Origin of the sequence: Enterococcus sp. DIV0970a (assembly GCF_051711265.1) — a bacterium.
In the GTDB taxonomy this organism is placed as follows: Bacteria; Bacillota; Bacilli; order Lactobacillales; family Enterococcaceae; genus Enterococcus_D; species Enterococcus_D casseliflavus.
In genome coordinates, this window is record NZ_JBIOMF010000001.1 from 3,009,334 (window position 1) to 3,021,482 (window position 12,149).

The following is a 12,149-nucleotide window of genomic DNA, read 5'->3' on the forward strand; positions in this document are numbered from 1 at the left end:
TCCATTTCCTCCCATATTTTCCACTTTTTGTTCTTCGTTTCATTTACCGTTTATCGGTGGCTTTCGCAAGGAAATCGCCGATTCCTTGGATAATGAAAACGATAATTAAAATAATCACTGTTGCAACAAGCGTAACAGTGTAATTTCCACGTTGAAATCCTTCTTGCCAAGCCAAAGCGCCTAGCCCGCCGGCACCGATCGCGCCTGCCATGGCAGTATAACCAATCATTGAGATTGTTGTGACCGTCAGCCCTGAAATCAATGCCGGAACACTTTCTGGAATCACGATCTTATAAATGATCTCCCAGTAGCTAGCGCCCATCGCTTCCGCTGCTTCAATCACACCAGGATTGACTTCACGAAAAGCAATTTCCACCATCCGAGCATAAAACGGTGCCGCCGATAAAACTAATGCTGGGATCGCTGCTTTTGCCCCTAGGAACGAACCGACTAATAACGTTGTAAACGGAATGATCAAGACCATCAAAATCATGAATGGCGTTGAGCGAAAGGCGTTACTGATGATGGAAACCACGTTATAGAAAATGTTGGCTCCCGCTGTTTGTTTACGCCCTAGTGAATAAAGCGCCAATCCTAGAAGTAAACCGATCACAACCACTAAAACCATGGAGAAGAAAGTCATAAACAAGGTGTCTAGGGTTGCTTGCTGCATATTGGCCCAGTCGACCTTTTCAAAATTAAAATAGGTTTCTACAAATGACTTATCCACGTTCAATCACCTCCACGCCTACTTGCTGCTCTTTGAAAAAGGCGATCGCTTTTTCGATCTCACTTGCTTCACCTGTCAATAAAACCGTCAAGCCGCCAAAGGATCCCTCATTGGTTTGTTGGATCTTTCCGTAAACGACATTGACATCGATCTGGAAGCGACGGATTGCTTGTGAAATCACTGGTTCATTGGCGTTGTCTTGTGTAAAAGTCAAGGTCACTAAATGCCCTTGCGGATTTTCTCGTAAGAAGGCTTGCCGTAATTCTTCAGCATCTTCTTCTGGCTCCAAATCTTGCTGAACAAAACGTTTGGTCACTTCCTGCTGTGGGTTACGGAAAACCGATTGCACTGACCCTTCTTCCACGATCTGCCCATGCTCCATCACCGCGACCTTATTGCAGATTTTGCGAATGACGTTCATTTCATGGGTAATCAGGACGATCGTCAAATGCAATTTTTTATTGATGGAAAGCAAGAGATCCAACACTTCTTCTGTTGTTTGTGGATCTAACGCACTCGTTGCTTCATCACACAGCAAAATTTCTGGTTCATTCGCTAGTGCACGAGCAATCCCGACTCTTTGCTTTTGTCCGCCAGACAATTGTGCCGGATAGGCATTCTCCCGTCCTTCCAACCCAACTAATTTAATCAGCTCTTGCGCTCGTTGACGGCGTTTTGCTTTTTCAACGCCAGCCAACTCCAATGGCAATTCAATGTTTTCCGCCACCGTTCGAGACCATAAAAGATTAAAGTGCTGAAAAATCATGCCGATTTTTTTGCGGAAGTTTCTCAATTCTTTGTTTTTCAATGCCAAAATGTTTTGACCGTTAATGACTACATCTCCTGCTGTCGGCAATTCTAGGCCGTTCAACAAACGTACTAATGTACTTTTCCCAGCACCAGAGTAACCGACGATTCCGTAGATATCGCCTTTTTCCACTTGCAGTGAAACATCATTGACGGCGTGGACAGCCGTTTGCTTTTTGCCGAATGACTTTTTTACATGCGACAATTCGATTAATGCCATGTTATTCCCATCTTTCCTCTTTGGTTGGTTAAACACAAAAAAAGCTTTCATCCTCTGTACATTATACTGTTACAAAGGACGAAAGCACAACTTCCGCGTTACCACCTTGATTTACTGTCGATTCGCATCAACAGCCTCGCTCAGTACTTGAATTGCTTCGCATACTGCTGCACTGTAACGGGTGCCTCCCGTGATAGGCTTGTTTCCACTCACCTATCATGCTCAAAGACCATCTTCCATCCTCTCTCCGTTGCCCATTTGCACCAAACAGGGCTCTCTGTGTACGTTAAGAACATGTACTCTTCTTTTCAAAGCATTCATTTATTGAGCAAATTATAGCAACGTCTTATCCGACTGTCAATTCTTTTTGAAAAAATAGTCGTTTTTACAGCTTTGACTTACAAGGCTTCAAATTGACTTGGGTCAACCTCTTTGAAGCTAACCAGCCAAGCGTTCATTTCGTCTTCATCATTTAAGGTATCAATCGATTGATCGATTTTTTCATTTACGGAAGAAATCACGCCCGTCAATGGACTTGGAAATTCACTGACTGCTTTTTCCGCTTCCAGCTCAACAAGGGTCTCTCCTTGTTTTAAAGCAGTTCCTGCTTTTTGAATCGAAGCAAACGTGACCGCACCAAGTTCTTCTTGCGCTTCTTTTGTTAAACCGACACAATATTCTTTCCCGTTAAACAAAACCCACAAATTATCTTTTTTTCTTAAGCATTTCTTTTCCATGATTCTAGTAAGACTCCTTCATATTCATTTTCTTTAAATCCATTAATCAAAAAGCGGTCGCCGCTAACCAGCAGTGGGCGCTTGATCAACATACCATCGGTTGCCAGCACATCGGCTGCGTCTTGGGCAGTCATGGTCGGCACTTTTTCTTTTAATTGCAATTCACGGTATTTCATGCCGCTTGTGTTAAAGAAACGGGTTAACGGTGCTTCGCTTGATTGGATCCAAGCCAGCAATTGTTCCGGTTGAGGCGGTGTAGCTACCATATCGATCGCTTCAAAAGGAATCTCGTGCTCTTCTAACCAACGCTTCGCATTTCGGCATGTACTGCATTTTGGGTACCAATAAAATGTAATCATGTGAACTCCTTAAAGTGTTTTTGGTGCGGTCTCAGCTTGATAGCGCATCGATAAAATCAAACCGATCCCAATCATATTGCTTAATAGGGCAGATCCTCCTTGGCTGATAAACGGCAGTGGAATCCCCGTCAACGGTAAGAGACCGATGTTTGCGCCAATGTTTTCAAACACATGGAAGAGAATCATCATAATGATCCCAGTTGCCAAGTAGGCATAAAATTCATTGTTGGTATCGAAACATACGCGGATCATTCGGTAAATCAAAATAAAATACAATAAAATGACAAACGCGCTGCCAATAAACCCAAAATTCTCACCGATCACCGAAAAAATCATATCGGATTCTCGGACTGGTACATACACATCGCTGACATTAAATCCTTTCCCGAACATCCCGCCAGAGGCGATCGCCATCAGAGCATACGCCAATTGGAAGGATTGCCCTTGGGTATCATGAAAAGGATCTAGCCACGAATCGATACGGGCGAATTGGTATTCTTTAAAGATTCCTGTATTGTACAGAAACTCGCGACCAACATCGGTAGTCACTAAGAAAATCGTTCCACCGCCGAGAATCACAAATGCCGCAATCACTGGCACGATGATTCGCCATGAGATTCCTGACATCAAGAAGACCCCACCGAAAATCGCTAGAAAGACCAACATCGTACCAAAGTCATTTTGTAAGGTGATCAGGATCAGGACTGGGATCGTGACGGCTAACATTTTTGCAATCAGTAACCCATCTGTTTTCAGATCCCGTTCCCGATGCTTGACATTGTGCTGCGTGACGACTAACGCCAACATCATGATATAGGCGATCTTCATCAATTCTGAAGGTTGCAAGGTAAAGGGACCAAAACTAAACCAGTTTTTCGACCCTGTCGAGGCAGCCATCGTCCGGTTGTAAAATTTCAGCAGCGCCAGCATAACGGCTAGCCCAGCCCCATAAATATAGGGCGTCAATTTCCAGAGCCATTTTGATTTGATCTGCATGATAATGATCACGGCAACAACGCCTAACACATACCATAAAGCTTGAAACCCTAACATTCGCAGCATATTCGGATTATTCGGATCGTGTGTCAGCGCCACATACAGGGACGCCAAACCAATCAGACATAATAAAAATACGGGTAGAATCACACCGTAGTCAATTCGATTATCGTTCGTTTTTATTCGTGAATTTTCCATGTCCACACTCTCTTCTGTAGAATCTTTATCCATTATAGTGATAATTGAGGAGAAAAGAAAGGATTGTCCATGAGCATTCACAAAAAATTTAGAAACTTTAATGATTTTCGGGAAAAGAGGGTTAAAAACAATCCAAAATTGTTTAGAATTACAACGAAATAATCGCTGAATTCGTCCATTCTTCTTATTAATCAAATACCTTATTCTATGTATTCTTCTTTATTTTTGATAAATCTTTGCTCTATCTAACAGAATAAAGCAACTTTAACTCCATGATAGATCCCCGCCTAGTTTCCGTTTCAAATAAATAGCAACAAATGACTACTTTTTACAAAATATAAATTGATATACGACAATCGTATTTACCACATTAATGTGGTAATGAAATGTTATTTACGCCACCATATAATTTCACTAGAATACAATTAAGGAAGCGCTTCCGGAGGTGAACCAATGATTTTAAGTAATCGAGAACAGCTACTGTTGCAATTGCTATTAGAACAAAAGGAGTTTCGCCCTGCCTCTTTTTTTCAAAAGCAGTTAAATGTATCCCAAAAAACAGTTTATAACAATTTAACGACTTTAGAAAAGAAACTAAAAGATTCGGGACTAGCTATCAAAAAAGTACCAAGAAAAGGAATCTTTTTATCTGGTTCTGAATCAGCGAAACAGAATGGATATCGATTGTTAGCAAAAAAAGAGACTAAACTCGAACTATTTTCGCCTAATTATCGTAAAATCTTTATTTTCGCTAACTATCTGTTTTCAGCAAAGCCAATGCACTATCAGGAATTCTCTGAATATTTTTATATTAGCAACCAGTCAATAAAGAAAGATGTTGATGAAATCGTTGCTTTCTGTCGATTCCATCACGTATCTACAAAAATGACTACAAGCGGACTCAAACTAACCTCAGTTGAATCTGCTACTCAAAACGTATTCAAATCTTTTTTAGAGAAGTATACCGACGCCAAAGCCAGTGAAAATCTTTTGGTCAACAATCTCTTTGACTCTAAGGTACTCGATTTAACGAAGAAATTTGTCTCAGATATGACTCAAACAATCGGCCATCCAGTCAATAATTATTCTATTGAATCCTTGAAGCTTTCATTGCGAATTTTTCTTTCAAGACTTCTTATAGATAAACACATTGAAAAACAAGAGCATCTAGTATTTGACGAACTTAGACGAATGAAATTCTATATGATCGCGGTTGATTTTTCTGAAATGATCCAACAGCAACTACCTGTTCAATTTAGTGATACAGATATTCAATATGTATGTTCCCTGTTATTAGCACACGGTATCGAACCTTTTGGACAAATGGATGAGCCTCACGAATCTACTATCACAAATTGTACGAAACAAATTATTCAAAAAATGTCACATATGTTAAACGCAGATCTGACACAAGATAAATTATTACTGCAAACATTATTGGCTCATATCGTTCCCATGATCCATCGATCAAAGACAGGCATTTTATTGAAAAACCCACTGATAAAAAGTATCAAAAAACAATACTCAACAATGTATACATTGACCAAATATGCAATTGGAGATTTAGAGGAGCGATTTCAAATCTTATTAACAGAAGACGAAGTTTCTTTTCTGACGATCCATTTTCAGTTAGCCTTTGAAAAGATAAAAATTACTAACCATATACTAATTGTTTGCCAATCAGGTTTTGCTACATCGGAGTTGATTTTTAACCGTATCAAACAGACGATCGCGGCTGATACCGTATTGGAGATCATTCCTTTAAGTAAACTGGCCAGTACATCTCTTGAGACTGTTGATCTGATCATATCAACTATTCCATTGGACATTACAGCACCGCCAGTTATTTATATTTCGCCGCTTCCTACTACCGAAGAAATAGGAAGAATCTCAGCAAAGATATCTAATCTTAATGAGAATGAGAAAAATTTTTACTCAAAAAAATACCAGAAAACGACTTTATTACAAAAATATTTAGATCCTACTTTCCTTTTCGTCAAAAAAAAGTTTCGAACAAAAAAAGATGTACTGGATTTTTTAGCAGATGATTATCTGAAAAAAAAGCTTGTTACAACAAAATTTAAGCATTCTCTATTTGAACGAGAGGAACTAGGAAGCACTGGCTTAAAGACGGGAGTAGCCATTCCACATGCTGATCCACATACAGTGAAAGAAACAAAACTTGCTTTTCTCACCCTCGATGCGCCAATTACTTGGGGAGACACAAAAATCCAACTAATTGTTTTGCTTGCGATTGCTGAAGAAAACATGATCGAGGCAAAAGAGTTGATCGCTTCGATTTACGGATTGTTTAACTCAGCCGAAGAAATTCAATGGATCGTTAATAGTCAAACGCAAGAAGAACTGTATCAAAGATTGTTAAGAGGAGGAAATTGATCATGTTTTTTGATCACCAAATCGTGTTACTTGAAAAAGATTCTAAAACAAAAGAGGAAGCTTTTCGACTATTAGCAGACGAACTCATCAAAACTCATTGTGTAAATGATCAGTTCTATCAAAATATCGTACAGCGAGAAGAAACCTTTCCTACAGGTTTAAAAATTAACGGCATTGGGGTAGCGATCCCACACACGGACAGCAAATTTGTTTTACGATCCCAAGTCGCTTTTATGTCACTTGCCTCTCCCCTTTCATTTATTGAAATGGGTTCACAAGAAAAGAAAATCGATGTATCCCTGTTGTTCATGCTTGCACTGAAGGAACCACATGAGCAATTGGGTATGCTGCAAAATCTTATCTCTATGTTTCAAACACCCGGGGTTTTGGATGCCTTATCCTCAGTAACGACTAAAGAAGAGTATCTTTCGATTATTGAAAGAAATGGACTGCAATAAAAAGGAGGAACAATTATGTTAAATGCATTACAGTGGTTCGTTGATCTAGGTTCAATCGTTGTTTTGCCGATTTTAATTTTTATTTTTGGAATAATTTTGGGGACAAAACCTAGCAAAGCTTTTACTTCAGCTTTAACTGTTGGCGTTGGGTTTGTTGGATTGAATTTGGTGATTGACCTTCTAAGCAGCAGTTTGGGTCCCGCAGCACAGCATATGGTTGAACGTTTAGGATTAAATCTGACAACGATTGATGTCGGATGGCCTGCCGCAGCGGCAATTTCTTACGGGACGATTTTAGGAAGTCTTGCGATTCCGATTGGTGTGGTCCTAAATGTTCTACTCATCATTTTAGGGCTAACCAAAGTATTGAATGTAGATATTTGGAATATTTGGCACGCAGCCTTCATCTCTTCTCTGATTTATGCCCTCACTGGAGATTTTGCAATGGGAATCGCGGCGACCGTCATCTATTTGATGATGATTCTTTTAATGGGAGATATTTTAGGTCCGATCATTAATAAGTTCTACGGGTTTCCTAATATTACTTTTCCTCATGGTACCGCCGCACCAGGATTCATCTTTGCACTACCGATGAATTGGCTCTTTGATCGTATTCCAGGACTAAAAGATTGGAAAGCAGATCCAGAAACCATTCAGAAAAAATTTGGTGTCTTTGGTGACTCTACTGTTATGGGCTTTTTGATTGGTCTCATCATGGGAATACTTGCCGGATATGACACAGCAGGTGTCGGTCAATTAGCCGTCCAAACAGGCGCTGTGATGGTTTTGATGCCCAAAATGGTGGCTTTACTGATGGAAGGTCTAACGCCTATTTCTGAATCTGCAAATGAATTCGTCAAAAAACGGTTTCCTGGAAGAGAGCTTTACATCGGTATGGATGCAGCATTATCGGTTGGTCATCCAGCTGTCCTATCTTCCTCATTGCTTTTAGTTCCGATCACTATTTTGTTAGCCGTAGTTCTACCAGGCAATACGACCTTGCCTTTTGGTGATTTAGCAACTATTCCCTTTCTGATTTGCTTGATGGCTGCTGTTTTTGGAGGAAACATTATTCGAACAGTAATTGCTGGAACGATTTATATGGTAAGCATTCTATATATTACTTCGTGGGCAGCACCGCTTGTCACTACTGCTGCTCGATCCGCAAACTTTGATCTACAAGGAAACTCTATGATCACTGCTATGGCTGAAGGTGGTTTATGGACCACATTCCTTTATGTCGGCTTAACCAAAATATTAAGCTGGGGCGGTTTAGCCATAATTGGCGTCTCTGTTTTGTTTGGATTGATTTATGTAAATAAAATTCGTCCCAAGAAACAAACATCGAAATAATAGGAGGAAATGATAATGAAAAAATTACTGATTATGTGTGGTACAGGTGTTGCAACTTCAACAATTGTAACAAATAAGGTAAAAGAATGGCTGAAAGAAAAAGGGATGACTGATCAAGTGAAACTGTATCAATCCAAAGTGGCAGATGAGATGAATAAAATTGATAACTATGACATCGTGGTGAGTACAACGGTTGTTCCAGACTCAATCAAAGATCGCGTAATTATGGGGCTGCCACTCTTAACAGGGATTGGTACAGAAGAAATGTACGCGGAAATCGAAAAGAAAATCAAAGAATAAGGAGAATGCCCTATGTTGGTCACAACAAAAGAACTATTCGCACATGCAGAAAAACACAATTATGCATTACCCGCAGCAAATTTTTTCGACTTAACTAGTGCAAGAACATACGCGGAAACTGCTGAAAGTTTGAACAAACCTTTGATATTGGCCTTCGCTCAATCTCATGTGAACATGTTGACTTTAGAAGAGGCTGCCATGATTGGAAAATTTTTAGCAAAAAAAAGCACTACACCTATCGCTTTGCACTTAGATCACGGTACCGATGAAGAGGACATCAAAAGAGCCATTCATTTAGGTTTTACTTCCGTAATGATCGACGCTTCTGAGGAGTCATTCGAAGAAAATGTCCGTCGGTCAAAGGAGATCGCCGATTACGCTCATAAAAATGGTGTCGTTGTTGAAGCGGAAATCGGGCACGTTGGGTCGGAAAACAGTCTGGAATCAGCCGTAAATAGTCAATCTATTTACACAGAACCTTCTGAGGCTGTTGCATTTGCCAAATTAACCGGTGTTGATTCGTTGGCAGTTTCTATTGGCACCTCTCACGGACATTATCAAGGGATACCCAAAATAAATTTTGACGTTTTAAATGAAATTCACCATGCCGTCAATGTTCCTCTTGTTCTGCATGGCGGATCCTCTTCTGGCGATGAAAACCTTGAAAAATGTGCCTTAGAAGGTATCCGTAAAATAAATATTTTTACGGACTTCGTCACTGCTGCTATGAATGAAATTCACAAAAATCAACCAAATGACTATTTCGATCTACTTCACTCAGCAAGCAATGGAATGTCCAAGACACTCGAGCACTATTTTACAGTCTTTCATACCAAACCTTATCGTGAAGGAGAAAGCTAATGAAAAAAAGAACTTTAAGAACGCCATTCTTTGTCATCAATCCCAAAGCCTATCTTTATGGAAAACAAGCATTGGCATTGGCAAAAGCTGCTGATGAGTTGTCATCTTTGTATGACATCGACATTCTATTTACTGTTCAGCATGCAGACGTTTCTTTAATTAAACAGGCAACAACACATTTATTCGTCACTGTCCAACATTTAGACGGAATCGAAATTGGTCGTGGAATGGGCTATGTTTTACCCGAAGCAGTGGCAGAAGCCGGAGCTGAAGCTACCTTTTTAAACCATGCTGAACACCCCATGACATTGCAAGAACTGACTAAAGCGATGCAACGCTCAAATGAATTGGGTATTTTAACAATTGTTTGTGCGAATTCATTGACTGAAGCAAGAGCCGCAGCTTCCCTAAAACCCGATGTGATGGTTTGCGAGCCAACAGAACTAATTGGGACAGGACAAACCAGTGATCTTCAATACATGACGGAAACAAATCGTGTTGTTCGTGAAATTGATCCAGAAATCCTAATTCTGCAGGCAGCTGGTATATCTAGTGCTGCCGATGTTGAAAAAGCTTTGTCGTCAGGGGCTGATGGCACTGGTGGGACAAGCGGCATTGTGCAAGCAGAAGATCCAGTTCAAACCCTTACAGAAATGATCAAACAAGCGGTGAAGTATAAAAAGGAGGATTAACACTGTGAAATTTTTAAAAGAGCAACTGACGTTAACTTCTAACGGGAATCGAGTGTCTTACCACAACATCACAGAAGAAGTGAAAACGATGGTTGAAAAAAGTGGAATTTCAAATGGAATCTGTCTCGTACAGTCTCCTCATACGACCTGTTCGGTTATCTTTGAAGAATACATGCATGATACAGACTTTAACGGAGATGAATTTCTTCAAGTTGATTTAAACCGAATTCTCGATAAGATTATTCCTCGTGAGTTATCAGAAAATACCGATTACCGTTATCCTGGACCAAAGCATTTAGAATTTTTGATGAGTCTGGACGATCCAAACTACCCAACAGATCCAGCAACGATTTTAAACGGCGATGCACATATTCGCTCGAGTTTTTTCGGTGCAAGCGAAAGTTTTATTTTAAGTAACGGCAAGCTAGAGATCGGTTCCGTAGGCTATATCTATTTTGTTGATTTCGATCAAAATCGTGTGCGAAATAGGACATGCCATGTAATGCTAATGGGCGAATAAAAACAGTTACCGGGTAAACCAGGAAAAATTGAGATTACTTATCGCATGCAAAAGAAAAACCATGAATCCTCTAAAAGAAGATTCATGGTTTTTCATTTCTTATGCCAGCTGCAGGATTCGAACCTGTGACCTACGCGTTACGAGTGCGTTGCTCTACCAACTGAGCTAAGCTGGCGTTGTATGGCACAAAGAAAATTATATGCAAAAACGGTTGTTTTGTAAAGAGGTCTGCTGAAAAAAATCTACTTACTGAAATTTTCCGAAAATTGTGATATAATAGAAGTATCAAGGAGGTTTTTACATGGCAACATTTGGTAAATTCGAAACAACAATTGTCCCGTCACAAGAAGGTTCAACGTTTGAGGTCGCTACTCCTGTCATGTTCACGTTCCATGGGAAGAAACAAACTGGTACCATCACAAAGCAGTTGAAAAACTCTGCGGTGGTCGAGCTGAACGAAACCCCAGAAAACCAGAAATTAGTTTCGCAAAGTAATGGTGTATTGATCATCAATTACAAACAATTAACCAAACTATAACCCGTTTAATGCAAGGAGAAAATCAGTTGATTTTCTCCTTTTTTCATTGTCTGATTTTATGAAAAGCTCAAAAAAAGCCATGGAAGAAGATCGAACCGTTTTGGCTGTCGATCTTCTTCCATGGCATCATTGACGAGGCAAAACTTCAGTTGCCTTTGTCTTATTTGTATTGATTTATTTTGTACCGAATAGACGGTCACCGGCATCGCCCAAACCAGGAACGATATAGCCGTGTTCATTTAGGCGTTCATCAAGATTTGCAGTATAGATGTCAACATCTGGATGGGCATCTTGCAATGCTTTCACGCCTTCTGGTGCTGCAACTAAGCAGACGAATTTCATGTTTGAAGCGCCGCGTTTTTTCAGTGCGTCGATCGCCATGATCGCTGAACCGCCCGTAGCTAACATTGGGTCAACGATAAATAATTGACGTTCATCGATATCTTCAGGTAATTTTACGAAGTATTCGTGTGGTTCTAGCGTTTCTTCATCACGGTACATCCCGATATGGCCAACTTTTGCGGCTGGGATCAATTCAAGGATACCATCAACCATGCCTAGACCTGCACGCAGGATCGGAATGATCGCTACCTTTTTACCAGATAGTGTTTTTTGTGTTGATTCTTCAATTGGTGTTTCAATCACTAGATCTTCAAGCGGCATGTCGCGAGACACTTCATACGCCATCAACATTGCGATTTCATTAACAACTTCACGGAAAACCTTTGTTCCACAGTTCTTGTCGCGGATCATTGTTAATTTGTGTTGGATCAGCGGGTGATCGATTACTTGAAATTTACCCATTTAAAAAAATCTCCTTTGGTTTTTCTCTTATTTTAAAGCAAATCGGCTCTTGTTACAACCATCTGCCACAGGCAATACTGCTTTTCCTCAAAAAAAGGATTGCGTTAGAAGGAAGGAGACAAGACGGCATGAAACACGCCTCTGCGTTCATTCTAGCCCCTTTTTCACTTTCGGTGATC

Annotated in this window: 14 protein-coding genes, 1 tRNA gene and 1 other annotated feature; of the genes, 8 read left to right on the forward strand and 7 right to left on the reverse strand. The window is 40.2% G+C overall.

Annotated features, from left to right (window positions below; genetic code table 11):
* Positions 1–43: 43 nt before the first annotated feature.
* The 5 genes from IGK14_RS14520 to IGK14_RS14540 form a co-directional block, all read right to left on the reverse strand.
* Positions 44–730 carry a methionine ABC transporter permease gene (locus IGK14_RS14520; protein ID WP_005227919.1) on the reverse strand — a complete coding sequence of 229 codons (687 nt, stop codon included), beginning with the start codon at positions 728–730 and terminating at the stop codon, positions 44–46.
* Positions 723–1,757: a methionine ABC transporter ATP-binding protein gene (locus IGK14_RS14525; protein ID WP_005227918.1), complete on the reverse strand. Its 1,035-nt coding sequence runs from the start codon at positions 1,755–1,757 to the stop codon at positions 723–725. The genes IGK14_RS14520 and IGK14_RS14525 overlap by 8 nt, the downstream gene beginning before the upstream one ends.
* A gap of 71 nt (positions 1,758–1,828) precedes the next feature.
* Positions 1,829–2,078, reverse strand: a binding site (T-box leader).
* Positions 2,079–2,155: 77 nt separating this feature from the next.
* Positions 2,156–2,494 (reverse strand): glycine cleavage system protein H, encoded by a 339-nt coding sequence (locus IGK14_RS14530; protein ID WP_010749086.1) that lies wholly within the window; start codon positions 2,492–2,494, stop codon positions 2,156–2,158.
* Positions 2,476–2,853, reverse strand: a complete 378-nt coding sequence (locus IGK14_RS14535; protein ID WP_010749085.1) for an arsenate reductase family protein — start codon at positions 2,851–2,853, stop codon at positions 2,476–2,478. The genes IGK14_RS14530 and IGK14_RS14535 overlap by 19 nt, the downstream gene beginning before the upstream one ends.
* Before the next feature lie 9 nt (positions 2,854–2,862).
* Positions 2,863–4,047 (reverse strand): FtsW/RodA/SpoVE family cell cycle protein, encoded by a 1,185-nt coding sequence (locus tag IGK14_RS14540; protein ID WP_010749084.1) that lies wholly within the window; start codon positions 4,045–4,047, stop codon positions 2,863–2,865.
* A 453-nt stretch (positions 4,048–4,500) separates the two neighbouring features.
* Here IGK14_RS14540 and IGK14_RS14545 point away from each other — a divergent pair, with 453 nt between their 5' ends.
* The 7 genes from IGK14_RS14545 to IGK14_RS14575 are packed head-to-tail and all read left to right on the forward strand — an operon-like array spanning position 4,501 to position 10,628.
* The gene (locus tag IGK14_RS14545) at positions 4,501–6,444 is read left to right on the forward strand and encodes a BglG family transcription antiterminator (RefSeq protein WP_010749083.1); all 1,944 of its coding nucleotides are present in this window, start codon (positions 4,501–4,503) and stop codon (positions 6,442–6,444) included.
* Positions 6,445–6,446: 2 nt separating this feature from the next.
* Positions 6,447–6,902 carry a PTS sugar transporter subunit IIA gene (locus IGK14_RS14550; protein ID WP_010749082.1) on the forward strand — a complete coding sequence of 152 codons (456 nt, stop codon included), beginning with the start codon at positions 6,447–6,449 and terminating at the stop codon, positions 6,900–6,902.
* 15 nt (positions 6,903–6,917) lie between these two features.
* The gene (locus IGK14_RS14555) at positions 6,918–8,255 is read left to right on the forward strand and encodes a PTS galactitol transporter subunit IIC (RefSeq protein ID WP_010749081.1); all 1,338 of its coding nucleotides are present in this window, start codon (positions 6,918–6,920) and stop codon (positions 8,253–8,255) included.
* A gap of 15 nt (positions 8,256–8,270) precedes the next feature.
* Positions 8,271–8,555: a PTS sugar transporter subunit IIB gene (locus tag IGK14_RS14560; protein ID WP_010749080.1), complete on the forward strand. Its 285-nt coding sequence runs from the start codon at positions 8,271–8,273 to the stop codon at positions 8,553–8,555.
* Positions 8,556–8,567: 12 nt separating this feature from the next.
* On the forward strand, positions 8,568–9,416 hold the full coding sequence (locus tag IGK14_RS14565; protein ID WP_010749079.1) for a class II fructose-bisphosphate aldolase: 849 nt from the start codon (positions 8,568–8,570) through the stop codon (positions 9,414–9,416).
* Entirely contained in the window at positions 9,416–10,108 is a 693-nt protein-coding gene (locus IGK14_RS14570; RefSeq protein ID WP_142962455.1) for a triose-phosphate isomerase, read from the forward strand. Before IGK14_RS14565 ends, IGK14_RS14570 begins: the two co-directional genes overlap by 1 nt.
* 4 nt (positions 10,109–10,112) lie before the next feature.
* Complete coding sequence (locus tag IGK14_RS14575; protein WP_005227898.1) at positions 10,113–10,628, forward strand: YjbQ family protein; 516 nt, start codon at positions 10,113–10,115, stop codon at positions 10,626–10,628.
* 102 nt (positions 10,629–10,730) lie between these two features.
* Here IGK14_RS14575 and IGK14_RS14580 read toward each other — a convergent pair.
* A tRNA-Thr gene (locus IGK14_RS14580) sits at positions 10,731–10,803 on the reverse strand.
* Positions 10,804–10,929: 126 nt separating this feature from the next.
* On the opposite strand from IGK14_RS14580, the gene IGK14_RS14585 reads away from it, so the two are divergent.
* Positions 10,930–11,166 carry a hypothetical protein gene (locus IGK14_RS14585; RefSeq protein ID WP_005227896.1) on the forward strand — a complete coding sequence of 79 codons (237 nt, stop codon included), beginning with the start codon at positions 10,930–10,932 and terminating at the stop codon, positions 11,164–11,166.
* A gap of 174 nt (positions 11,167–11,340) precedes the next feature.
* On the opposite strand, the gene upp is transcribed toward IGK14_RS14585, so the two are convergent.
* On the reverse strand, positions 11,341–11,970 hold the full coding sequence (gene upp, locus IGK14_RS14590) for a uracil phosphoribosyltransferase (protein ID WP_005227894.1): 630 nt from the start codon (positions 11,968–11,970) through the stop codon (positions 11,341–11,343).
* Between the last annotated feature and the right edge of the window lie 179 nt (positions 11,971–12,149).